The organism is Faecalibacter bovis (assembly GCF_017948305.1).
GTDB lineage: Bacteria > Bacteroidota > Bacteroidia > Flavobacteriales > Weeksellaceae > Empedobacter > Empedobacter bovis.
Map to the genome: position 1 here is coordinate 1,167,345 of NZ_CP072842.1, position 22,335 is coordinate 1,189,679.

Consider the following 22,335-nt stretch of genomic DNA (forward strand, 5'->3'; position numbering starts at 1 on the left):
TTTTATAATATTAAAAATTTGTTTTGTTTAAAGCAATCAACGGTTCGATGAATTCTCTTGTATTAGATAATCGAGGGACTTTATTTTGGCCTCCTAATTTTCCACGAGACGCCATCCATTCAATAAATAATTTTGGTTTAGCTTGATGAACAATTGGAGGATTCAGGGTCATATTATTATATCGTTTTGCTTCGTAATCCGAATTAATTTCTTGTAAGCTTTGATCTAAAATAGTTACAAATTCATCAAAGTTAGACGGTTCACGATCAAATTCAATAATCCATTCGTGCGCACCTTTTTCTTTTCCTTGCATAAAAATAGGTCCGGCACTATATTCTGAAACAATAGCATTAGTTTTATCACAAGCACGTTTCAAAGCTGTTTCCGCATTATCAATCATTAACTCTTCCCCAAAAACATTGATATGATGTTTCGTTCGTCCAGTAACAACGATTCGATGAGGATTTATAGATGTAAATTTGATTGTATCACCAATAATGTATCGCCATAAACCACCATTTGTCGTAATAACCATGGCGTAATTTTTTCCGACTTCAACTTCTCCAATCGTCAAGTAACGTGCGTTTTCAGAACCAAATTCTTCCATTGGAACAAATTCATAAAAAATTCCATTATCCAATAAAAGCAACATGTCTTTTTCAATTAATTGATCTTGTATTGCAAAGAATCCTTCTGATGCATTATATAATTCGAAGTAATTTATTTTTTTACCTGTTATTAAGTTATAATTTTCTGCATACGGCGTAAAGCTAATTCCACCATGGAAGAAAACTTCTAAATTTGGCCATAATTCATGTACGTTTGTTTTTCCAGTGTCTGCCAACATTTTGTTTAAAACAACCAACATCCAAGACGGAACACCTGTTAAAGAACCTACACTTTCATTTTTTGTAGCATTGATAATTGCATCCATTTTTAGAGACCAATCCGACATCAACGAAATCTCACGATTCGGTATGTTTTTCATTTCTGCATAAAATGGTAAATTATCAATCAAAATAGCTGATAAATCTCCAAAACGAGTATCGTATTTTTGAAATAATTCACTACTTCCTCCAATACGAAGGTTTTTATTTAAGAAAATCTCAGTATTAGGATTAGCGTTCAAATACAAAGCAAACATAGTTTTTCCGGCAGCATAATGACAATCTTCTAAAGATTCATTACTTATCGGAATAAATTTACTTTTTGCATTTGTTGTACCTGAAGATTTAGCAAACCATTTAATTTTTCCGTTCCATGTAACGTCTTTTTCACCTTTACGAGCTAACTCGATATAAGGTTCAAAATCTTCGTAATGAACTGCTGGGACTTGATTTTGAAATTTATGAATTGTATTCGCTTCATTAAATCCAAACTCACGTCCGTATATAGTATGTTTTGCTTTTTTAATGTTATCAAATAAGACACGTTCTTGCGTACCAACTGGATTTTTGATGCTATCTTCAATCGCATTCATACGGCTGCGCATCATAATTTCCATGATCTTATTAACTAATCCCATTCTTCAAAAAATTTGTAGATTTACTCACAAATTTAATTAAACTTTGATAAGATATGCAGTTTGAAGGGCAAATTCGTAAAATGATTACTGAAAATGGAAATCCGATAAAATATTACTGGGATTTTAAGCACGATTTTGTAACAATGAATCGAGTTTTAGGAAAGAAAATCAAGGTTACTTTTGATCATTACGAATGTTTAGGATGTGGTGATGATAAGGAAATTTATCAAATGGGATACTGTAAAAACTGTTTTTTTACGTTACCTGAAGCTAATCCAAGCATCATAAGTCCAGAATTATCAACTGCACATTTAGGTATAGAACAACGTGATTTGGCTTGGGAACAAAAATTTGAACTACAACCTCATATTGTTTATTTAGCTAATTCATCAGGTATTAAAGTTGGTGTAACTCGCGAAACGCAGATTCCTACACGTTGGATTGATCAAGGTGCTTCTGAAGCAATTGTAATCGCTCGTACAAATAATCGTTATGAAGCAGGTATGATTGAGGTGTCTTTGAAAGATGTAATGGCTGATAAAACCAATTGGCAACGCATGTTAAAAAATGATGTGCCTGAAATTAATCTGTATGAACAATTCGAAATTGTAAAAGAAAATGTAAATCCAGATTTTCGTCAATTTTTAGTTGATGAGCCAGAAGTTTATAAATTAGATTATCCAGTTTTGGAATATCCTGAAAAAGTGAAATCAACGAATTTGAAAAAAACGTCTGTTATTGAAGGGGTTTTAAAAGGAATTAAAGGACAGTATTTAATTTTTGAAGATAATTCTGTTTTCAACGTTCGTGGACACGAAGGTTTTTATGTGAAAGTTGAGATTTAATCGCAATAAATTTAACTAATATAACAAGCGTATCAGTAATGATGCGCTTTTTTTAATGAATTGAATTTTAGTTAAATAAATCATAAATTATTAAAAAAATGATTATATTAGTCTGTATCAAAACACAAAAAAATTAACAATTATGAGTTTTAATAAATTATTATTAGGATTGGTTGCTATTTCTGCTTTTGTTTTCACATCTTGTGGAGGAAAGAAGAAAGGTGAATTACAAAAATATCAGATTGAACGTCCTGCGTTAGATGTTTTTAAATATCGTGAAACTATAAAGGATTCTTTGCCTTATGTATTGGAGGGTATTACAGAAGCGCAAGTGAAAGAAGCACAAGGGAAATTTGGTAAAATAGATATCTTCAACTTAAAGGATATTAAAGAAGAAGATGACAACGGACAAGTGGTTTATGTATCGACATACGATGTTGAATATGAGAATGGAATTGGTACAGAAACATTTAAAATTAAATCGATAAAAAAACATCCGAAAGTGGTTGCATATTCTTACGATATTAAAGAAAAAGCTGCTACCGTAGATACGATAAAAGTTGATTCAGTAAAATAAAATTAAAAGAGGTCTTAGGACTTCTTTTTTTTTAACAATTTGCTAATTATCAAACTTGCACACAAAAAATATAGTTTCATTATATTTGTTCTACTTTGGAACAAAAAACAATTCATAATGTCCTAAGCTTATACGATTCATCAGAATTCGTACAGAAGCTTATTGCTAATTTTAAGAATAATCCACAACAAAAGTTAAATATAAAAGGCTTTTTAGGCTCTGGATTAAGTCTATTAACTGCACAACTTTATCAGCGTTTACCACGTCCTATTTTTTTACTTTTAGATGATAAAGAGGAAGCTGCGTATTATTTGAATGATTTAGAATCTCTATTTTCTAAAGAGGAAGTTTTATTTTTTCCGAGTTCGTATCGCAGACCTTATGAAATAGAAGAAATTCAGAATGCAAACGTAGTAATTCGTACAGAAGTATTAAATGCTTTAGCCAATAAGAAACCGAAAATTATAGTTACTTATAGCGATGCATTACTGGAGAAAGTAGTGACAAAAACAGCTTTATCGGCGAATACGTTAAAAGTTAAAGTTGGATCTGAACTTGGAATTGAATTCATTTCTGAAATGTTATTCGAGTACAATTTCAATAAGGTTGATTTCGTATCAGAACCAGGAGAGTTTTCTATTCGTGGAGGAATTATAGATGTTTTCTCTTATTCGGGTGAACATCCTTACCGTATTTCTCTTTTTGGGGATGAAGTGGAAACCATTCGTACATTCGATATCGATTCTCAACTTTCAATTGCTACTACAAAAGAAATCACAATTATTCCAAACTTAGAGAATAAAGCAATCGATGAAAAACGAGAAAGCTTTTTGGAATACATTCCGAAAGATTCATTGTTTATCACAAAAAATATCGATGTTGTTTCTAATCAGATTAAAAAGAACTTCGAGAAAGCAGAAGAAATTTATGTTAATTTAAAATCTGAAATTAAACGTGCTGAACCTAAAGATTTATTCTTGGATCAGAATGGTTTTTTACATCAATTGGTGAATTTCGGTGTGATTGAATTATCAAATAAATCGTATTTCGAAACCGTAGAAACATTAGATTCTCCTTTTAAGCCACAACCGTCTTTTAACAAACAATTCGAATTATTAATTGATGATTTAAATGAGCGAAAGGAAAATGGATTTCGTAATGCTTTATTATGTTCAAATGAAACACAGATCAAGCGTTTTGAAGAAATCTTTGACGATATAGGAAAGGATGTTTCTTATATTCCGGTTTTAGGCTCGTTATATCAAGGTTTTGTCGATGAAGAGTTGAAGATTACTTGTTTTACAGATCATCAGATTTTCGAACGTTATTATAAATACAATGTTCGTTCGTCTTTCTCTAAAAAAGAATCCATCACATTAAAAGAAATCAACACGTTACAAGTCGGAGATTTTGTAACACATATTGATTATGGAGTTGGGAAATTTGCTGGTTTAGTAACTGTTGATAATAATGGAACAAGGCAAGAATCGATCAAATTAATTTATCAAAACAACGATATTTTATACGTCAATATTCATTCTTTACACAAAATTGCAAAGTTTCGTGGTAAAGACGGTGCCGAACCAAAAATTTCTAAATTAGGTTCTCCTGCATGGAAAAACCTGAAGAATAAAACGAAAGCAAAAGTAAAAGAAATTGCTTTCGATTTGATTAAATTATACGCAAAACGCCGTACTCGTAAAGGGTTTGCTTTTTCACCAGATACCTATTTACAGACCGAGTTAGAAGCTTCGTTTATTTATGAAGATACACCAGATCAGTTCAAAGCGACACAAGATGTTAAAGCTGATATGGAATCTGATCGTCCAATGGACCGATTGGTTTGTGGTGATGTAGGGTTTGGAAAAACTGAGGTTGCGATCCGTGCCGCATTAAAAGCAGCAGTCGATGGAAAACAAGTTGCAGTTTTGGTTCCTACAACAATTCTTGCGTTCCAACATTATAAAACATTTTCAGAGCGTTTGAAAGATTTGCCTGTAAAAGTGGCTTACCTAAATCGTTTTGTTACAGGAAAAAAGAAAAAAGATACATTAGAGGGATTAAAATCGGGACAAGTTGATATTGTCATTGGTACTCATCAATTAGTTAATTCAAAATTAGAATATAAAGATTTAGGATTATTGATTGTTGATGAAGAGCATAAATTTGGTGTCGCAGTTAAAGATAAATTAAAAACTTTACGAGAAAATATTGATACGTTAACACTTACGGCTACGCCAATTCCTCGTACACTTCAATTCTCATTGATGGCGGCTCGTGATTTATCTGTAATTAAAACGCCTCCACCTAATCGTCAACCTGTCGAAACACAATTGGTCGGTTTTAATGAAGAAGTTTTCCGTGATGCAATCATGTACGAAATGCAGCGTGGAGGACAAGTATATATCATTCATAATCGTGTACAATCGTTAAAAGATATTGCCGGAATGGTACAACGATTAGTTCCGGATGCTCGCGTAGCAACAGGTCACGGGCAAATGGACGGAAAAGAATTAGAAGCGGTTCTTTTAGATTTTATTGATGGTCGTTATGACGTTTTCGTTTCCACTACGATTATCGAATCAGGTTTAGATGTACCAAACGCAAATACAATATTAATTAATGATGCTCAAAATTTCGGTTTAGCAGATTTACATCAAATGCGTGGTCGTGTAGGTCGTAGTAACCGTAAAGCATTTTGTTATCTTATTGCGCCTCCAATCTCTGTTTTAACGGATGAAGCTCGTAAAAGACTTCAAGCAATTGAACAATTTTCGGACTTAGGTTCAGGATTTAATATCGCAATGAAAGATTTGGAAATTCGTGGAGCTGGTAATCTTTTAGGAGGTGAACAAACCGGATTTATGATGGATATTGGGTTTGAAACTTATCAGAAAATTCTAAATGAAGCGATCGAAGAATTAAAAGAAACTGATTTTAAAGATTTATTTGAAGAAGAGCGTAATGGTCAAGTAGTCGAATATGTAAAAGAAGTTCAGATAGATACAGATTTGCCAGTTCAATTACCTGATGAATATATAGAAAGTTCAGAAGAACGTTTAATTCTTTACAAAGAATTAGCAGATGTTGAGGATAGGCAAGTTTTAGAAAAGTTTAGATCTAATTTAATTGATCGTTTTGGTGAGTTGCCAAAAGAAGCAGAGAATTTACTTTTATCAGTAGAATTAAAATGGGTTTCGAAAAAATTAGGTTTTGAAAAGGTTGTATTGAAAAAGGGTTCTATGTTATGTTATTTTATAAGTAAACCTCAATCAGAATTTTATCAATCAGATGAATTTAGACTGGTTTTAAATAACGTGCAATCAAACTCTAAAAATATTAGTTTTAAAGAAAAACCGCCTAAAAATGGTGAGGAGTATCCGACTTTGTTATTGAGGTTTGAGAATGTGAAAAATGTGAAACAAGCATTAGAATACTTAAATAATTTAATAAATAGTTAAAAAAAACTTACAAATTTTATAAAATATTGAATTTGAATGAAAGAGCATTACTTCGGTTTTGCTCTTTTTTTTTTCAATAACCGTAATGTCTGTTACGGATAAAATATATTGATATTTATCTTAATAAGAATTTAACTATTTGATGCAAAATGTCTTAATGATTTAATTTAGGATAAATATTATTATTTTTAGCACTCAAAAACCACAAAAAAATAGTTCTGTTATGGAAACATCATATAATTATCTTCCAATTTTAATCTTATTCATCTGTGCATTCGCATTTGTTGCAATTACAATCGTTGCTACACATTTTTTAGGACCTTCTCGTAAGACCGACGAAAAGTTAGAGAACTTCGAATCTGGAATTGAAAAACAAGGAAATGCTCGCCAACCATTCGCGATTAAATACTTCTTAGTTGCGATTTTATTCGTCTTATTTGATGTAGAGGTGATTTTCTTTTATCCGTATGCGGCAAACTTTAAAGAATTAGGTTGGGAAGGATTTGCAGCAGTTGTAACATTCGTAGGTTTATTCTTTGTAATGTACGCTTATGCTCGTAAAAAAGGTGCATTAAACTGGGAAAAATAATCTTCTGTTTTACTTCTAAAAAAAACACAAAATGATACATAATAAAAGACCTGTAACGCATAATACAAACGTAAAAGTTGTAGATGCGCCAGAAGGACATCAGGGCGAAGGGTTTATGGCAATGCAATTATCTAAAGTAGTTGGATTGGCTCGTAAAAATTCGATTTGGCCATTGCCTTTTGCGACAAGTTGTTGTGGGATTGAATTCATGGCGACAATGGGTTCAACATACGATTTAGCACGTTTCGGATCTGAGCGTTTAGCCTTTACACCTCGTCAGTGCGACTTGTTAATGGTAATGGGTACAATCTCTAAGAAAATGGCGCCTGTGCTTAAACAAGTTTATATCCAAATGGCAGAACCTCGTTGGGTTATTGCGGTTGGTGCTTGTGCAAGTTCGGGAGGAGTTTTCGATACATATTCAGTTTTACAAGGAATTGATGAAGTAATTCCAGTAGATGTTTACGTGCCAGGTTGTCCACCACGTCCGGAAGCGATTATCGACGGAATTATGCGTATTCAAGATTTAGTTGAAACGGAAAGTGTAAGACGTCGTAGTAGTCCAGAATACCAAGAATTATTAGCTAGTTACGGAATCAAATAAGAACATAAACGCGATGGAAAATAGTTTTATTAAAGACCGTTTAGTTCACAAATTCCAAGAACATATTTACGGTTGGGAAGAACAACACGGAATCTTAATTATTCACGCTGATAAAGATTATAACTTAAAAATCATTCAACATCTTGTGGATGATGAGCAATTAGGGTTTAAATTTTTAACAGATTTAACTGCCATTCATTACCCGAATAATACCAATGAAGAATTAGTCGTAACATACTTATTATATAATATGTATAAGAATGTTTATGTGCGATTAAAATTTGCATTGCCTATTTCAGAACCAAAAATTTTTACGGCAACTAAGATTTTTGAAACAGCGAACTGGTTAGAGCGCGAATGTTTCGATTTTTATGGTGTAGAATTTTTAGGACATCCAAATCTGATTCGTGTAATGAATGTAGATGAAATGGATTATCACCCATTACGTAAAGAATATCCTTTAGAAGATCAAACACGTAAAGACAAAGATGACGAAATGTTTGGTCGTGGTGGCGATTTCAATTTTGGACATTTTAACGTTAAATCTTAATTGAGTAATGGGAAAAATTAAAGAAAAAAAGGAAAAAAGAGGAACAATAGAACTTCCTGACGGATCTTTAGAGAAAAGTACAATTACACTTAATCTAGGACCAACTCACCCAGCAACGCATGGGGTTTTCCAAAATATATTAGAGATTGATGGTGAAATTATCAAATCTGCAGTTCCAACTGTAGGTTATATTCACCGTGCATTCGAAAAAATTGCAGAACGTCGTCCGTTATATCAAATCACACCATTAACAGACCGTTTAAATTATTGTTCAGCGCCATTAAATAATTTAGGATGGCACTTAACAGTAGAAAAATTCTTAGGAATTGAAATTCCTAAACGTGTATCTTATATGCGTGTGCTTGTTATGGAATTAGCGCGTATCGCCGATCATATTGTATGTTCATCAATTATGGGAGTTGATTCTGGAGCTTTTACAGGATTCCTTTATATGATGAAGTACCGTGAATTAATTTACGAAATCTACGAAGAAATTGGTGGTTCTCGTTTAACAACTAATATCGGACGTATCGGTGGATTCGAACGTGATTTCTCTGATGTAGCTTGGCAAAAAATTGATCGTTTTGTAAAAGAATTTCCAGATGTTTTAACTGAGTTTGAAAACCTTTTTGTGCGTAACCGAATCTTTATGGATCGTACACAAGGCGTTGGTGGAATATCAGCAGAACGTGCTTTAAGCTACGGTTTTACAGGGCCAAATTTACGTGCGGCAGGTGTTGATTATGATGTACGCGTTGCAAAACCATATTGCCGTTACGAAGAATTCGATTTTGATATACCAATTGGTAAAACGGGGGATTGTTACGATCGTTTTATGGTTCGTAATGCTGAAATGAGACAATCACTTCGCATTATCGAACAAGCTTTAGAAAAAATTAATGCATTAGAAGGTGAAGAGGCAACTGTTCATCATGCTGATGCACCAGAATATTATTTACCACTGAAAAAGGACGTTTATACCAAAATGGAAGCCTTAATCTATCACTTCAAAATTATTATGGGAGAGGTAGAAATGCCTGTAGGCGAAATTTATCATTCCATCGAAGCTGCGAATGGTGAATTAGGATTCTATTTAATTTCAGACGGAGGTCGTTCACCTTATCGTTTACATTTCCGCCGTCCTTGTTTCATTTATTATCAAGCGTATCCAGAATTAATCACAGGTTCAATGATTTCAGATGCCATCATTACGATGAGTAGTTTGAACTTGATTGCTGGTGAACTTGATGCGTAACTAAAACTACTAAGAAAATGAGTATTCAGTTTTCAGAGAAAACACAACGAAAAGTTGATGAAATTATCGCACGTTATCCAGAAGGAAAACAAAAAAGTGCGTTGCTTCCTATTTTACACGTTGCACAAGAAGAGTTTGGAGGTTGGTTAGATACGCCTCATTTAGATTATGTCGCTCAGATTTTACAAATTTTACCAGTTGAGGTGTACGAAGTAGCATCTTTCTATACGATGTTTAATTTAAAACCAGTTGGGAAATTTGTTTTAGAAGTTTGTCAAACAGGACCTTGTATGTTACGTGGTTCGGACAAAATTATCGAGCACATCAAAACTAAACTTGATATTACCGAAGGTGGAACTTCTGCCGACGGATTATTCACGTTAAAGCCAGCTGAATGTTTAGGCGCTTGTGGATATGCACCAATGATGCAATTGGGTAAAACCTATCGTGAGAATTTGACGATAGAAAAGGTGGATGAATTGTTAGAAGAATTGAAAAAATTAGCCTAATGGGACAAAAGTTATTATTGAAAAATATTGATGTTCCAGGGATTCGATATTTTAAAACATACTTCGAAAACGGCGGTTATGCTAATGCTGCTAAAGCATTAAAAATGACAACGGACGAAATCTTAGAAGAAGTTAAAACTTCAGGATTACGTGGTCGTGGAGGAGCTGGATTCCCAACGGGAATGAAATGGAGTTTCTTAGCAAAACCAGAAGGTGTTCCAAGACATTTGGTGGTTAATGCTGACGAATCTGAACCAGGAACATTCAAAGACCGTTTCTTAATGGAATATATTCCTCATTTATTACTTGAAGGAATTTTAATTTCATCGTATTGTTTAGGTTCAAATACTTCTTTTATCTACATCCGTGGCGAATACGCTTGGGTTGCTGAAATATTAGAAGAAGCCATTGCAGAAGCAAAAGAAGCAGGTTGGTTAGGACAAAACATCCAAGGTTCTGGTTACGATTTAGAAATCGTGGTTCAACGTGGAGGTGGAGCTTACATCTGTGGAGAAGAAACTGCATTATTAGAATCTTTGGAAGGTAAGCGTGGAAATCCTCGTTTAAAACCACCTTTCCCAGCTGTTAAAGGATTATGGGGAAGACCAACAGTAGTGAACAATGTTGAAACGATCTCTGCAGTTGTTCCAATTATCGAGATTGGAGGACAAGCCTATTCAGAAAGAGGTGTTGGACGTTCAACAGGAACTAAATTAATTTCAGCTTGTGGGAATATTAACAAACCAGGTGTTTACGAAATTGATTTTGATTTATCGGTGGAAGAGTTCATCTTTTCAGAAGAATATTGTGGCGGAATTGCCAATGGAAAACGTCTAAAAGCGTGTATTCCTGGAGGAAGTTCTGTGCCGATTGTTCCTGCAACTTTATTGTTAACAACTTCGGATGGTTCACCTCGATTAATGAACTACGAAAGTTTATCAGAAGGTGGATTCCAAACCGGAACAATGTTAGGTTCTGGAGGATTTATCGTCTTAGATGAAGATCAAGATATTGTTTATCATACTTATACATTGGCTCGTTTCTATCGTCACGAATCGTGTGGACAATGTTCGCCTTGTCGTGAAGGAACAGGTTGGATGGAAAAAATCTTAAAACGAATCCACGAAGGACAAGGAAAAATGTCTGATATCGATTTGTTATGGGATGTTCAACGTAAAATCGAAGGAAACACAATTTGTCCATTAGGAGATGCAGCGGCTTGGCCAGTTGCAGCAGCAATTCGTCACTTCCGTGATGAGTTCGAATGGCACATTGATAATCCTGAATGTTTAGTTCGTAATTATGGTTTAGCAAATTATGGTAAACCGAGAGAAATAATTCAAACCACAAATTAATACGAAGATGGCAGAAGAAACTCCATTATTTAAAGTTACCATAGATGACCAAACGGTCGAAGTTCCTGCGGGTACGACGATCCTTCAGGCCGCTCGTATGCTTGGTAAAGAAATTGCTCCGCCAGCGATGTGTTACTACGAAAAATTAGAAAACACTGGTGGAAACTGTAGAACGTGTTTGGTTGAAGTTTCGAAAGGAAGCGAGGCTGATCCACGTCCGATGCCAAAATTAGTTCCATCGTGTCGTACAACGGTGATGGACGGAATGGTTGTCGGAAACAAAACTTCTGAAAAAGTTGTTGAAGCGCGTAAAGGTATCGTTGAAATGTTGTTAATCAATCACCCGTTAGATTGTCCAGTTTGTGATCAGGCAGGTGAGTGTAAATTACAAGATTTAAGCTATGAACACGGTGCAGAAGCAACACGTTACGAATTTGATCGTCGTACGTTTCCAAAAGAAGATTTAGGTCCAAACATCGAGTTGAATATGAATCGTTGTATTCTTTGTTACCGTTGTGTAAAAACAGCCGACCAAATTACAGGTTGTCGTGAGCACGGTGTAATGAACAGAGGAGATCACGCAGAAATTTCAACACATATTCATAAAGCATTAGACAACGAATTCATCGGAAATATCATTGATGTTTGTCCAGTTGGGGCATTAACAGATAAAACTTTCCGTTTCAAGAATCGTGTGTGGTTCTTAAAACCGGTTGATGCACATCGCGATTGTCCAACTTGTTCGGGTAAAGCTCAGATTTGGTTCCGTGGAAATGAAGTTTTCCGTGTAACAGCTCGCAAGAATCAATGGAACGAGGTGGAAGATTGGATTTGTAATACATGTCGTTTCGATAAGAAAGATATTAACGATTGGACATTAGAAAAACCAGCAGAGGTATCGAAAACTTCGGTGATTCGACAAGGACATTATACAGCGAATAAAATTCAACCAGAAGAAACATTCCCGAAAGTTGTTAAACGAGATCCAAAAATCTTGTTAGACATTCATAATGTTTCGGAAGTGAATGAGCCAGATCGTGATATTTCTAAAATTCATGGTCCAGCAACAAGTAACGACTATAAAGATTAATCATACGTAAATTAAATTAACACAAATGACGGAAGAACAAATTGCTTTTGTTTTAGAAAAGTTAGCTTTAGTTGGCGTTATGATTGGTTTCTCGCTAGCTGTTGCAGCTTATTCTACTTGGGCAGAACGTAAAGTTGCTGCTTTCTTACAAGACCGTTTAGGTCCGAACCGTGCCGGTATTTTTGGTTTATTACAACCTTTAGCCGACGGTTTAAAATTATTCTCGAAAGAGGAAATCACACCAAAAGATGCAAATAAATTCTTATTCATCTTAGGTCCAGCTCTGGCAATGATTGTTGCTTGTATGACGGGTGCAGTTATTCCTTGGTCAACACCTTTTGAGATTGGAGATCGCATCGTGGTTCCACAAATTGCAGACATCAACATCGGATTCTTATACATTTTAGGTGTATTAAGTTTAGGAGTGTATGGAATTATGTTAGGAGCTTGGGCATCGAACAACAAATACTCGTTAATGGGAGGATTACGTGCAGCGTCACAAATTATCTCTTACGAGTTACCAATGGGATTAGTATTGATTACAATCTTGATGTTTACAGGATCATTAAAATTAAGTGATATTGTAGCTCAACAACAAGATGGTTTCTGGTTTGTGATTTTACAACCTTTAGGATTCTTAATCTTCTTAATCTGTTCATTCGCTGAAACGAATCGTACACCTTTTGATTTACCAGAGGCAGAGAATGAGTTAATCGGAGGTTATCACTCAGAATACTCATCAATGAAAATGGGATTCTTCTTATTTGCCGAGTACATCAATATGTTCATCAGTTCAACAATTATCGCAACGATTTATTTTGGTGGATATGATATTCCATTTGTAAATGATGTGGCTTTAGGAGAAACAATTGGTGCAAACTGGTTAGCAATCTTACATTTTGCTACATTATTTGGAAAAGCATGTTTCTTCATCTTTTTCTATATGTGGGTAAGATGGACAATTCCTCGTTTCCGTTACGATCAGTTAATGGATTTAGGTTGGAAAAAATTATTGCCATTGGCTTTAATTAATATGTTGATCACTGGATTAGTAATTTTATTAATGAATAATTAATCATCAAAACCTCAACAAAAATGGAAAAACTTACAAATAGAGCGAAAGAGATAGACCGCAAACCAATGAATTTTTGGGAAAGCATCTATTTAATCGCAATCGTAAAAGGATTGATGATTACGTTGAAGCACTTCTTTATGAAGAAAGCAACAATCAATTATCCAGAAGAGAAAAGACCGTTTAGTCCTGTGTTTAGAGGATTACACGTTTTAAATAGAGATGAAGAAGGTCGTGAAAACTGTACAGCTTGTGGACTTTGTGCCTTAGCGTGTCCAGCGGAAGCGATTACGATGGAAGCGGCTGAACGTTTACCAGGTGAAGAAAATAAATACCGCGAGGAAAAGTATGCAGCAAAATACGAAATCAATATGTTGAGATGTATTTTCTGTGGATTCTGTGAAGAAGCTTGTCCGAAGGATGCGGTTTATTTATCTCAAACAGTAGCGCCAGCAAGTTATGATCGTAAAAACTTCATTTATACAAAAGAAGATTTATTAATTCCTCACCCAAAAGCAACGAAATAATGGAAATAACAGAAATTTTATTTTACGTTTTATCGGGCTTAACAGTGTTGAGTGCGTTATTAATGGTGTTCAGTAAAAGTGCTGTGCATTCTATTTTATACTTAATCATTACTTTTTTTTGCATCAGTGGACATTACATTTTACTGAATGCGCAGTTCTTGGCTATTGTTAATATTATCGTTTACGCCGGTGCAATTATGGTACTGTTCTTATTCGTAGTGATGTTAATGAACTTGAACGAGGAAAAGAAAACGTTTGGAAAAGCAACCAAATTATTAGCAGCTAGTTTAACGAGTCTTTTATTTGTCGCGTTAACAGCAGGAATTTTAATTGGTCAGCCAGAAGCAACGAAGCAAGGAGTACAATTATTCGAAGGAGAAGTTGGTTTAATCAACAACCTTGGAACGTTGTTATACTCAGAATATGTTTTGCCATTCGAATTAAGTAGTATTCTTTTTATTTCAGCGATGATTGGAGCAGTCATCTTGTCGAAAAAAGACGATGAATTAGTGAATTAATAATTAAAAATCGAAGTACAAAATGTTACCAATTAGTTATTATATAATATTATCATTAGTTCTTTTCGCGATAGGAATGACAGGTGTGGCGATTCGTCGTAACGCAATCATCATTTTTATGTGTATCGAATTAATGCTAAACTCAGTCAATTTATTGTTAGTGGCATTCTCTAAAATGCACTACATGAAAAATCCTGAGTTACAAAACGGAACAGATGCACAACTTTTAGTATTCTTTATTATGGTTGTTGCCGCTGCTGAGGTTGCCGTTGGTTTATCGGTAATTATCTTATTATTCCGTAAAGTGTATAGTGTAGATATTAATGTTTTAAAACGTTTAAAAGGATAATAGAATGGAAAGTTATTTATGGTTAATCCCGTTAATTCCATTCATTGGATTTTTAATTAACGGTTTAGGACGAAAAGTTTTATCTAACTCTTTAGTTGGATTTATCGGAAGCGCAGCAGTTTTAACAAGTTTTATCTTGTCTGTTGTCGTTTTTATGAATGTACCTTCTGGCGCGGATGCAGCACCAATTATTGTAAAGTATTTTGATATCATCAACTTACCAACAATCAAAGTGCCATTTGCTTTTCAGATTGATGCATTAACAAGTTTATTCTTATTGATTATTACTGGAGTTGGATTTTTAATCCACCTTTACAGTACAGCGTATATGAGTGAAGACAAAGGATTCGGGAAATTCTTTGCTTACTTAAACTTGTTCATCTTCTTTATGTTGTTATTGGTAATGGGGAACAACTTCTTCATTATGTTTATCGGATGGGAAGGTGTAGGATTATGTTCATTCTTATTGATTGGATTTTGGTACACAAATCCAGATTATGTAAAAGCAGCGAAGAAAGCCTTCATTATGAACCGTATTGGTGATGTTGGTTTCTTATTAGCGATGTTTTGGATTTTTAACCAATTCGGAACGTTAGAATACGAAGTTGTTTTTGCGCAATTAGGCGAAAATTCTAAAGCAATTGCTTCAGGAACAATTGTAGGTATTACATTATTGTTGTTCTTAGCAGCAACAGGTAAATCAGCACAATTACCATTATTCACGTGGTTACCAGATGCGATGGCCGGACCAACACCAGTTTCTGCCTTAATTCACGCAGCAACGATGGTTACAGCAGGTATCTTTATGATTACACGTTGCAATGAGTTATTTGCTTTAGCACCATTTACATTAGAAATTATTCAATATGTCGGAATGGCAACTGCTTTAATCACAGCTTCAATCGCGATGCAACAAAACGACATCAAGAAAGTGTTGGCTTATTCAACAGTTTCTCAGTTAGGTTTAATGTTCGCAGCAATTGGTTCTGGTGCTTATATCGCAGCCGTTTTCCACGTAATGACGCACGCGTTCTTCAAAGCGTTATTATTCTTAGGTGCAGGTTCTGTGATTCACGGAATGCATCACGAACAAGATATGACGAAGATGGGTGGACTGAAAAAATATATGCCAATCACTCACATTACCATGTTAGTTGGATGTTTAGCGATTGCAGGTATTCCAGGTTTATCAGGATTCTTCTCAAAGGACGAAATGTTATTAGGAATGTTTATTTCTAACCCTGTGATTTACGGTTTAGGATTTATCGTTTCTGTAATGACAGCATTCTATATGTTCCGTTTATATGCAATGACTTTCTTAGGTGAGTTAAGAAACAAAGAAGCTCATCCATACGAAAGTCCAGCTCCAATGACGATTCCATTAATCATCTTAGCAGTTTTATCTGTTGTTGCTGGTTACATCGGAATTCCAGCATTGTTCATGCAAGACGGACACAAATTACAAACCTTCTTAAGTGGGGTAGTAAATGTTGGGGAAGCGCATCATGTAGCAAATTCAACAGAATGGATCATGATGATTGCATTATTTGTATGTGTTATCGCAGCAATTTTAGTTGCCGTGAAAAAATTCAGCAGCAATGTTGAGGAAGGTGAAGCGACAGGTTTGGCGAAATTCTTTGCGAACAAATGGTATATCGATGAGGTATACGATGGCGCAATTGTAAAGCCAATCACTGAAATCGGTGATGTTTTAAAGAAATATGTAGAGAAAGCAGGATTAGTTGCTTTAGTAGGTGGAGTTGGAACTTTTTCAGCTCGTGCTTCGCAACGTGTTCGTGCGCTACAAAACGGAAATGTAGGTTTCTATATCTTAATGATTATCGTTGGTGTAACATTAGGTATCGGAATATTTTTCATTGATTATTTTATAAAATAGACAGAAATGCTTTTACCTTTATTTATCATATTCCCATTCATCGTAGGTGTTTTTATGCTCCTTATGAATGGACAAAAACCACAAAAGTGGTTAGGAGCATTAGTGAGCGGTGCATTGGTAGCTTTATTCTTTTACTTGTCTTGTAACGGAAAAGAAATGGCGTATCAAGCCGACTGGTTTTCGTTTAATAATGTAAAAACATACATCGCCTTAGACGGAACAGGTTTAGGTGGTTTGATGTTGTTATTATCGAATCTGGTTTATGCTGCTTTATTCATTTACATTGGTTCATCAGATCAAAAATATTCTAACAGTTTTTACGGATTATTATTAATCGCATTAGCTGGATTGAACGGTGTATTCTTAGCAAACGATTTAATTTTATTCTATTTCTTTTGGGAAATCGTCTTGATTCCTATCTATTTCTTAATCGGAATTTGGGGGAAAGGTGCAGATAAGATTAAAGCGAATATGACTTTCTTCCTTTACACAGTTTTAGGATCGATGTTTATGTTAGCGGGAATCATCTATATCGGATTTAACTTGAAACCAGTTTCATTTTTAATTACAGATGTACAGCAAGTAACAACGCCATATTTCTCAACGAATACATTCTTAGCGTTATTATTCTTGATTGCTTTTGTAATTAAAATTCCAATTTTCCCATTCCACACGTGGCAACCAACAGCGTACAAAACTTCGCCAACTCCGGTTACAGTTGTTTTAAGTGCATTGATGGCAAAAATGGGATTATTTGCAGTGGTTCATTGGTTTTTAGGATTATTTCCTTCAATTTCTGAGCTTTTTGATTACTTCTTATATGTAGCAATTTTCGGTTTAATCTATGCTTCTTTAATTGCTTTAAGTACAAAAAACATCAAGAAGATTATTGCGTATAGTTCGATTGCGCATTTAGCGTTAATTTTTGTGGCTTTATTTACAAGAAACGAAATCGGAACGCAAGGTGCTTACTTCCAAATGTTCTCTCACGGTTTAGTGGTTTTAGGGCTTTGGTTAATTGTTGATGTGTTAGAGCGTCAATACAACGTAAAAGACATCAATTCGATCAAAGGCTTAGCTACAGCCAATCCAACATTAGCAATTCTGTTGATGATTTTTGGTTTAGCAAATGTGGCTTTACCGTTAACAAGTTCGTTTATTGGTGAGTTTATGATGTTGAATGCTTTATTTAGTTACAATAAAATCTTAGCAGTATTTGCGTGTTTAGGAGTTATCCTTTCAGCGGTTTATACGCTTCGATTAGCCGGAGCAATCTTATTCGGTGAAGTAAAGAATATCGACTTGAACGACCGTACAAAAGATACGTCTGGAGTAATCTTGGTTTTAGCTGTTGTAGCTATTATCGTGATTTTCTTAGGAATTTATCCAACGCCAATCTTTGAAATTATCGCACGTTAAACATTTTTGAATTAAACAGTATGAATACGATTATAATCTCAGCACTTTCAGGAATCATTTTAATGTTTAGTGGTTTCTACATCAAAAACAGTCGTGCGTTAACTTTTATTTCAGCTTTAATGTTTATCGCAATCATTATTGGTGGAGTATTCGAATTGAATGGATGCAAGATGTTGGATGGTAGATTCCCAAATATGATTGGAGAGTCGCTTTACGGAGTATCATTTATCATAGGATTAGCTGCGTTGGCAGTATTCTATTTATTAATCAATAAAGACCAATTTGGAAAAGTTGGAAATCACGTTGGCGAATATTTCGCACTGATCTTCTTCTCTTTCACAGGAGTTGCTGTTTTAGGGCAATTCAATAATTTGGTTTTAATGTTCTTAGGGATTGAATTAATGTCGATTCCGATGTACATCATTGCAGGAACAAACAAAGAAAGTTTAAAAAGTACAGAGGCTTCTGTAAAATACTTCTTGATGGGAGCTTTTTCAACTGGATTTTTATTATTAGGAATTACATTTTTATACGGAGCAACAGGAACATTTTTAGTAGAAAACATTGACAAGTTTGATCAAAACTTTGAAATGATTTATTACTTAGGATGGATTTTAATCATATTCTCGTTCTGCTTTAAAGTAGGTGCTGCACCTTTCCACATGTGGACACCAGATGTCTATGCAGGAACGCCGACAGTTTTCACATCATACATGTCGACAATTGTGAAAGGAGGTTCATTCTTAGGATTTATCTTAGTGATGCAACAATTCCCAGCAGATGCTGAATATAGTGGCTACTTAAGAGTTTTATTAGGCACAATTATCGTTTTAACTTTAGTGTTAGGAAACTTCGGAGCGGTAACGCAAAATTCAGTGAAGAAAATGATGGCTTATTCATCCATCGCTCAAGCTGGTTTCATGTTGTTCGTTTTATTCCAAGTCAATTCAGTTTCTAAAGAAGCGTTATTCTTTTATACAATTGTTTATTCGGTAGCGAATTTCATTATTTTCTATACGATTCAACAAACAAAAGCAGAGAAATACGAAGATTTAATTGGTTTAGGAAAAGCCAATCCATTCTTAGCCGCTGCAACTTCTGTAGCATTAATTTCACTAGCAGGAATTCCATTAACAGGAGGTTTTATTGCGAAATTTATGGCATTAAGTATTGGTGGAGCAAATGCTGAAAACTTAGTGATTATTGTAATTGCTTTAGTAATGGCGGTATTGTCAATGTATTACTATTTTAAAGTGATTATTCATATGTACTTTAAAGAAGGTCAATCTAACATTAAAACGCAAGATGGTTTAACAACTGCATTATTAGTTGTCGGAATTATTGTGTTAATTGTAATGGGAATTTTCCCTGGAATCTTGCCTTCATTTTTAGCAACACCAATGTGGTAACAATTAAAAACAACTAAATTCTCACCCATAAAGTGAAAAAGCTCGGTTGAATCGAAAGAGGATACCGGGCTTTTTTTGTATGTTTGAAATACTAAAGTTTATAGATAAGTTAACATGAGAAAATTTACATTAATTCTTTGCTTATTCTTAGTTCAATTTGTTTTTGGACAACGCAAAGGATATTGGCAACAAAAGGTAGATTACAAAATGACGATTGATATTAAAGACGATTTATATCAATACGATGGTAAGATGAAGTTGAAGTATACAAACAATTCAGGTCAAAGCTTGAATAAAGTGTATTTCCATTTATACTTCAATGCGTTTCAACCACAATCGATGATGGATTACCGTTTAGCAAATATTGCTGATCCAGATAAACGTATGGTTTCAAACATTGGAACAAAAGAAAACCCTAAAATGCAATCGCGTATCGCGACTTTAGGACCAGATAATATGGGTTATCAAAAGATTAAATCGTTAACTCAAAACGGGAAGGCAACTTCTTACAAAGTGGACGGAACAATCTTAGAAGTAACATTAGCAACGCCTATTAAACCAGGAAAATCAACAACATTTGATATGGTTTGGGAAGCACAAGTACCAGAACAAATTCGTCGTTCGGGACGTAATTCAAAAGAAGGAGTTGCATATTCGATGACACAATGGTATCCAAAAATGGCTCAATTTGATGAGTTCGGATGGCATTTAGATGAGTATGTAGGACGTGAATTTATCGCACCTTTCGGAAACTTTGATGTTACAATTAACATTGGTAAAGATTATGTAATTGGTGCTTCTGGAGTTTTACAAAATCCAAAAGAAGTAAAAGGTTATGATGCGAATGCAAAAATTGTAGAGAAAAACGGTAGAGCTTCATGGAAGTTTAAAGCAAACAATATTCACGATTTTGCTTGGGCAGCCGACAAAAACTTCGTAGTGGATGAAGGAACTTCTAAAGGTGGTGTAAAAGTTTATTTAGTTTACATTCCAGGAGAAAAAACTACTAAAGTTTGGAAAGAGGCAATGCCTTATACAACTGAATTTTTTGATTATGCAGCAGATAAATTCGGTGCTTACCCTTGGCCAACGTACACTGTAGTACAAGGTGGTGACGGTGGTATGGAATACGGAACAGTTACTTTAATTACAGGAGAAAGAAGTTTATCTTCTTTAGTAGGTGTAATTTACCACGAAGCAGCTCACTCTTGGTACCAACATTTATTCGGAATCAACGAAACGGTTGATGAGTGGTTTGATGAAGGATTTACATCGTATGTTGAGAATTTAGCATCATTACAAGTTTTCGAAAAACAGACTACTTTAGCTTCTAATCCAAATTTAGATGCATACAAAGGTTACATTAATTTAGCATTATCAGGAAAAGAGGAACCAGCAAGTTTATTAGCTGATTATTACAACACAAACTATGCGTATTCTTTAGAAGCTTACTACAAAGGTCAAGTGTTAGCTATTCAATTAGGATATATTATCGGAAACGAAAATTTAGATAAAACTTTCCAAGAATTTTACAAACAATGGAAATTCAAACACCCAACGCCAAACGATTTTAAACGTGTTGCGGAGGAAGTTTCTGGAGTTAATTTAAAATGGTATTTCAACTTATTCATCAATACAACCCGTAAAATTGATTACGCGATAGAGAATGTTCAAGGTAACAGTTTCAACGTTGTAAATAAATCAGATTTTGCAATGCCTTTAGATGTTTTAGTTGAATATACTGACGGAACAAAAGAGTTATTCTACATTCCATTACGTGAAATGCGTGGAGAAAAACCAGTAGAAAATTTAGTAGAATACCAAGGTGTAAAACGTACAGTTTTAACAGATGCTTTCTGGACAAATCCAGTTTATGAAGTGAAAACTTCTAAAGCTGTTAAGACAATTGTAATTGATCCTACAAAGCGTTTAGCAGACGTAGATTACAAAAATAACGTATACAACAAATAATGTTATTAGCAGTAAATATCGGCAATTCGAATATTCGTTTTGCCGTTTTTAAATCAGACGATTCAGTAGTTACTTGGACAATTAATTCCAAACCAGCACGTACAGAATACGAATTCTTTGCAAAGTTTAGTAACATGTACGAACCGTTTGGGATCAAAAAAGAAGAGATTACAGATATTGTAATTGGATCTGTTGTTCCTCCTTTGACAATGAATGTTAAAATAGCGTTGAAAAAAATCCATGGTTTCAATCCGATGATTGTAAATCGTGATACGCCAGGAGGAATCATTCAGTATTCGAAACAAATGGGAACTGATTTGTATGCCAATGCAGTTTCTGCACATCATTCAGGAATTGAGGGAAAAAAGATTGTTATCGATTTCGGAACAGCTCTAACTTTCTTGGCAATTGATGAGGTTGGGGAAGTGACAGGAGTAATTATTGCGCCTGGAATTATCACTGCTTTAAATTCTTTGGTTGGAGAAACTGCTCAGTTACCAGAAATCGAGTTAAAGGCTCCGAGTACGGTTTTAGGTCGCGATACGGTAACATGTATGCAATCAGGAATGGTGTTTGGTTACCTTTCAATGGTCGAAGGAATGATTGATCGTATCAACAAAGAATTAGGTGCAGATTGTACGGTGATTTCAACTGGAGGTTTAGGCGGAATCTATAAACCACTTTCAGATAAGATTCATCATGATGATCGCTTACACACGATTAAAGGATTAAAAATTCTTTATGAATTAAATAAAGATTCATTCGAGAAATAATAGGACTTTATATCAAACTGTTGATGTACTTGGCAACATC

Annotated in this window: 20 protein-coding genes; 19 read left to right on the forward strand and 1 reads right to left on the reverse strand. The window is 34.6% G+C overall.

The genetic code is table 11. The annotated features are described in order from the left end of the window. Positions 1 to 10: 10 nt before the first annotated feature. Positions 11 to 1,525 carry a GH3 auxin-responsive promoter family protein gene (locus J9309_RS05580; RefSeq protein WP_230477573.1) on the reverse strand — a complete coding sequence of 505 codons (1,515 nt, stop codon included), beginning with the start codon at positions 1,523 to 1,525 and terminating at the stop codon, positions 11 to 13. A gap of 53 nt (positions 1,526 to 1,578) precedes the next feature. On the opposite strand from J9309_RS05580, the gene J9309_RS05585 reads away from it, so the two are divergent. The 19 genes from J9309_RS05585 to J9309_RS05675 all read left to right on the forward strand — a co-directional run bounded on the left by J9309_RS05585 (position 1,579) and on the right by J9309_RS05675 (position 22,295). Beyond that, positions 1,579 to 2,370 carry a DUF2797 domain-containing protein gene (locus J9309_RS05585; RefSeq protein WP_230477574.1) on the forward strand — a complete coding sequence of 264 codons (792 nt, stop codon included), beginning with the start codon at positions 1,579 to 1,581 and terminating at the stop codon, positions 2,368 to 2,370. Between the two features lie 142 nt (positions 2,371 to 2,512). After that, the gene (locus J9309_RS05590; RefSeq protein WP_230477575.1) at positions 2,513 to 2,947 is read left to right on the forward strand and encodes a hypothetical protein; all 435 of its coding nucleotides are present in this window, start codon (positions 2,513 to 2,515) and stop codon (positions 2,945 to 2,947) included. Between the two features lie 95 nt (positions 2,948 to 3,042). Beyond that, on the forward strand, positions 3,043 to 6,408 hold the full coding sequence (gene mfd / locus J9309_RS05595; protein WP_230477576.1) for a transcription-repair coupling factor: 3,366 nt from the start codon (positions 3,043 to 3,045) through the stop codon (positions 6,406 to 6,408). 223 nt (positions 6,409 to 6,631) lie between these two features. Beyond that, positions 6,632 to 6,997, forward strand: coding sequence for an NADH-quinone oxidoreductase subunit A (locus J9309_RS05600; RefSeq protein WP_230477577.1), 366 nt, complete (start codon positions 6,632 to 6,634; stop codon positions 6,995 to 6,997). Positions 6,998 to 7,028: 31 nt separating this feature from the next. Next, the gene (locus tag J9309_RS05605) at positions 7,029 to 7,601 is read left to right on the forward strand and encodes an NADH-quinone oxidoreductase subunit B (RefSeq protein ID WP_230477578.1); all 573 of its coding nucleotides are present in this window, start codon (positions 7,029 to 7,031) and stop codon (positions 7,599 to 7,601) included. Positions 7,602 to 7,614: 13 nt separating this feature from the next. After that, on the forward strand, positions 7,615 to 8,151 hold the full coding sequence (locus J9309_RS05610; RefSeq protein WP_230477579.1) for an NADH-quinone oxidoreductase subunit C: 537 nt from the start codon (positions 7,615 to 7,617) through the stop codon (positions 8,149 to 8,151). A 7-nt stretch (positions 8,152 to 8,158) separates the two neighbouring features. Continuing rightward, positions 8,159 to 9,406 carry an NADH-quinone oxidoreductase subunit D gene (locus J9309_RS05615; protein ID WP_230477580.1) on the forward strand — a complete coding sequence of 416 codons (1,248 nt, stop codon included), beginning with the start codon at positions 8,159 to 8,161 and terminating at the stop codon, positions 9,404 to 9,406. Positions 9,407 to 9,423: 17 nt separating this feature from the next. Further along, positions 9,424 to 9,915: an NADH-quinone oxidoreductase subunit NuoE family protein gene (locus J9309_RS05620; RefSeq protein ID WP_230477581.1), complete on the forward strand. Its 492-nt coding sequence runs from the start codon at positions 9,424 to 9,426 to the stop codon at positions 9,913 to 9,915. Continuing rightward, positions 9,915 to 11,270, forward strand: coding sequence for an NADH-quinone oxidoreductase subunit NuoF (nuoF, locus tag J9309_RS05625; RefSeq protein WP_230477582.1), 1,356 nt, complete (start codon positions 9,915 to 9,917; stop codon positions 11,268 to 11,270). The genes J9309_RS05620 and nuoF overlap by 1 nt, the downstream gene beginning before the upstream one ends. Positions 11,271 to 11,277: 7 nt before the next feature. Beyond that, the gene (locus J9309_RS05630) at positions 11,278 to 12,360 is read left to right on the forward strand and encodes a 2Fe-2S iron-sulfur cluster-binding protein (RefSeq protein ID WP_230477583.1); all 1,083 of its coding nucleotides are present in this window, start codon (positions 11,278 to 11,280) and stop codon (positions 12,358 to 12,360) included. Positions 12,361 to 12,385: 25 nt separating this feature from the next. Continuing rightward, positions 12,386 to 13,435 carry an NADH-quinone oxidoreductase subunit NuoH gene (nuoH, locus tag J9309_RS05635; protein ID WP_230477584.1) on the forward strand — a complete coding sequence of 350 codons (1,050 nt, stop codon included), beginning with the start codon at positions 12,386 to 12,388 and terminating at the stop codon, positions 13,433 to 13,435. A gap of 20 nt (positions 13,436 to 13,455) precedes the next feature. Further along, positions 13,456 to 13,959, forward strand: coding sequence for an NADH-quinone oxidoreductase subunit NuoI (gene nuoI / locus J9309_RS05640; RefSeq protein WP_230477585.1), 504 nt, complete (start codon positions 13,456 to 13,458; stop codon positions 13,957 to 13,959). Beyond that, complete coding sequence (locus J9309_RS05645) at positions 13,959 to 14,477, forward strand: NADH-quinone oxidoreductase subunit J family protein (protein WP_230477586.1); 519 nt, start codon at positions 13,959 to 13,961, stop codon at positions 14,475 to 14,477. Before nuoI ends, J9309_RS05645 begins: the two co-directional genes overlap by 1 nt. Positions 14,478 to 14,499: 22 nt before the next feature. Continuing rightward, complete coding sequence (gene nuoK, locus J9309_RS05650) at positions 14,500 to 14,826, forward strand: NADH-quinone oxidoreductase subunit NuoK (RefSeq protein WP_230477587.1); 327 nt, start codon at positions 14,500 to 14,502, stop codon at positions 14,824 to 14,826. Between the two features lie 4 nt (positions 14,827 to 14,830). Beyond that, on the forward strand, positions 14,831 to 16,723 hold the full coding sequence (nuoL, locus tag J9309_RS05655) for an NADH-quinone oxidoreductase subunit L (protein WP_230477588.1): 1,893 nt from the start codon (positions 14,831 to 14,833) through the stop codon (positions 16,721 to 16,723). A gap of 6 nt (positions 16,724 to 16,729) precedes the next feature. Then, positions 16,730 to 18,142 (forward strand): complex I subunit 4 family protein, encoded by a 1,413-nt coding sequence (locus J9309_RS05660; protein ID WP_230477589.1) that lies wholly within the window; start codon positions 16,730 to 16,732, stop codon positions 18,140 to 18,142. 20 nt (positions 18,143 to 18,162) lie between these two features. Then, positions 18,163 to 19,551: an NADH-quinone oxidoreductase subunit N gene (locus J9309_RS05665; RefSeq protein WP_230477590.1), complete on the forward strand. Its 1,389-nt coding sequence runs from the start codon at positions 18,163 to 18,165 to the stop codon at positions 19,549 to 19,551. Between the two features lie 114 nt (positions 19,552 to 19,665). Further along, positions 19,666 to 21,522 (forward strand): M1 family metallopeptidase, encoded by a 1,857-nt coding sequence (locus J9309_RS05670; RefSeq protein ID WP_230477591.1) that lies wholly within the window; start codon positions 19,666 to 19,668, stop codon positions 21,520 to 21,522. After that, a complete protein-coding gene (locus tag J9309_RS05675) occupies positions 21,522 to 22,295 on the forward strand; it encodes a type III pantothenate kinase (RefSeq protein ID WP_394369293.1) in 774 nt (257 codons plus the stop codon). Before J9309_RS05670 ends, J9309_RS05675 begins: the two co-directional genes overlap by 1 nt. Positions 22,296 to 22,335: the final 40 nt, after the last annotated feature.

Bases quoted from the DNA above. Each gene is read 5' to 3' on its own strand.
- J9309_RS05665 (WP_230477590.1), top strand. From the start codon at position 18,163: ATGAATACGATTATAATCTCAGCACTTTCAGGAATCATTTTAATGTTT.
- J9309_RS05670 (WP_230477591.1), top strand. From the start codon at position 19,666: ATGAGAAAATTTACATTAATTCTTTGCTTATTCTTAGTTCAATTTGTT.
- J9309_RS05600 (WP_230477577.1), top strand. From the start codon at position 6,632: ATGGAAACATCATATAATTATCTTCCAATTTTAATCTTATTCATCTGT.
- nuoK (WP_230477587.1), top strand. From the start codon at position 14,500: ATGTTACCAATTAGTTATTATATAATATTATCATTAGTTCTTTTCGCG.
- nuoH (WP_230477584.1), top strand. From the start codon at position 12,386: ATGACGGAAGAACAAATTGCTTTTGTTTTAGAAAAGTTAGCTTTAGTT.
- J9309_RS05580 (WP_230477573.1), bottom strand. From the start codon at position 1,525: ATGGGATTAGTTAATAAGATCATGGAAATTATGATGCGCAGCCGTATG.
- nuoI (WP_230477585.1), top strand. From the start codon at position 13,456: ATGGAAAAACTTACAAATAGAGCGAAAGAGATAGACCGCAAACCAATG.
- J9309_RS05675 (WP_394369293.1), top strand. From the start codon at position 21,522: ATGTTATTAGCAGTAAATATCGGCAATTCGAATATTCGTTTTGCCGTT.
- J9309_RS05620 (WP_230477581.1), top strand. From the start codon at position 9,424: ATGAGTATTCAGTTTTCAGAGAAAACACAACGAAAAGTTGATGAAATT.
- J9309_RS05630 (WP_230477583.1), top strand. From the start codon at position 11,278: ATGGCAGAAGAAACTCCATTATTTAAAGTTACCATAGATGACCAAACG.
- nuoL (WP_230477588.1), top strand. From the start codon at position 14,831: ATGGAAAGTTATTTATGGTTAATCCCGTTAATTCCATTCATTGGATTT.
- J9309_RS05610 (WP_230477579.1), top strand. From the start codon at position 7,615: ATGGAAAATAGTTTTATTAAAGACCGTTTAGTTCACAAATTCCAAGAA.
- J9309_RS05590 (WP_230477575.1), top strand. From the start codon at position 2,513: ATGAGTTTTAATAAATTATTATTAGGATTGGTTGCTATTTCTGCTTTT.
- nuoF (WP_230477582.1), top strand. From the start codon at position 9,915: ATGGGACAAAAGTTATTATTGAAAAATATTGATGTTCCAGGGATTCGA.
- J9309_RS05585 (WP_230477574.1), top strand. From the start codon at position 1,579: ATGCAGTTTGAAGGGCAAATTCGTAAAATGATTACTGAAAATGGAAAT.
- J9309_RS05645 (WP_230477586.1), top strand. From the start codon at position 13,959: ATGGAAATAACAGAAATTTTATTTTACGTTTTATCGGGCTTAACAGTG.
- J9309_RS05605 (WP_230477578.1), top strand. From the start codon at position 7,029: ATGATACATAATAAAAGACCTGTAACGCATAATACAAACGTAAAAGTT.
- J9309_RS05615 (WP_230477580.1), top strand. From the start codon at position 8,159: ATGGGAAAAATTAAAGAAAAAAAGGAAAAAAGAGGAACAATAGAACTT.
- J9309_RS05660 (WP_230477589.1), top strand. From the start codon at position 16,730: ATGCTTTTACCTTTATTTATCATATTCCCATTCATCGTAGGTGTTTTT.